The sequence below is a fragment of the Pseudomonas sp. WS 5412 genome (assembly GCF_012985615.1).
Classification (GTDB): domain Bacteria; phylum Pseudomonadota; class Gammaproteobacteria; order Pseudomonadales; family Pseudomonadaceae; genus Aquipseudomonas; species Aquipseudomonas shahriarae.
The window spans coordinates 1-1,235 of sequence record NZ_JAARMB010000058.1; the positions used below are offsets into that span (position 1 = coordinate 1).

Here is a 1,235-nt window from a genome sequence, read left to right on the forward strand (position 1 = left end):
TGTAGTGGTCAACTCATCCCGGACACGGTTTTGAGTTTTTCTTCCGTTTTCGCTGGGGCCAATCCATCGTTAAATTGATGAGGTCGGATCCAGTTGTAGTGATGCATCAGGTACTGGCTAATGTCTCTCTGAGCCTGGTGGCCGGTCATGTAGCCAGTGGTTGGTATCCACTCTGTTTTCAAGCTGCGAAAAACCCGCTCCATCGGCGCATTATCCCAGCAGTTTCCTCGGCGGCTCATACTCTGACGCATGCGATAACGCCACAGCCGCTGGCGAAAGTTGCGGCTGCCATATTGGGATCCCTGGTCTGAGTGAAATAGCAGGCCTTGCGGCTTGCCACGCTGCTCGTAAGCCACGTCCAACGCCTTGATCACCAAGTCTGCATCCGGCTTTTCTGATAACGCCCAGCCCACCACTCGGCGAGCGTAAAGATCCATGACAACCGCAAGGTAGTGCCATTTCCCTTGTGCCCAGATGTAGGTGATGTCGCCGCACCAGACCTGGTTGGGCGCTTCGACATCAAACTCTCGGTTCAATATATTTGGGATATCCGGCCGCTCGACTGTCGCCTTTTTATAGGCGTGTGATCCTGGCTGCTTGCTGACCAACTCCAGCTCACGCATCAGCCTGCGTACCTTAAACCGTCCAATTTGCTCACCTTCTTCTTGCATCATCAACGTGATGCTTCGACTGCCGGGAGCACTTCGGCCCTGGGTGAACAACTCGCTCACTCGGCTACGCAGCCTGAGCCGCTCAACATCTGGTGTTCGCCGCCTTAGACGATGCGCGTAGTACCCCGAACGAGCGACCTCAAACGCCTCGCACAAGCAGTCAACAGGCTCATGGACGCTTAGCTGATTGATCAGCGCGTACGCTCGAGATCTTCCGACATCAAGAGCGCGGTAGCCTTTTTTAATATTGATTTCTCGCGCTCGAGGCGAGCAATCTGAGCTTCCAACTCCTGGATTTTTTGCTGCTCTGGTGTCAGGGCCTTGCTCTGGGGCGTGACGCCGGTGCGCTCTTGCTGAAGCTGGTCGACCCAGCGGCGCAGCGCCGACTCACCAACACTCAGTGAACGACTGGCTTCGATGAAGCTGTAGTTTTGCTTGAGCACGAGGTCGGCAGCCTCGCGTTTGAATTCTGCGGAAAAGGTACGGCGTTGTTTGGTCATCTGACACCTCGATCTGGCGAGTATTCTCGCCTAAATGGGTGTCCGGTTTCATTAGACCACTACA

Annotated in this window: 1 protein-coding gene; it reads right to left on the reverse strand. The window is 55.0% G+C overall.

Annotated elements, in window-relative coordinates:
• Positions 1–8: 8 nt before the first annotated feature.
• Positions 9–1,171 (reverse strand): IS3 family transposase gene (locus HBR94_RS28340; protein WP_170045910.1). Its coding sequence is split into 2 segments (ribosomal slippage): positions 9–916 and positions 916–1,171, totalling 1,164 coding nucleotides; the frame shifts between segments, so codons are not numbered across the junction.
• Positions 1,172–1,235: the final 64 nt, after the last annotated feature.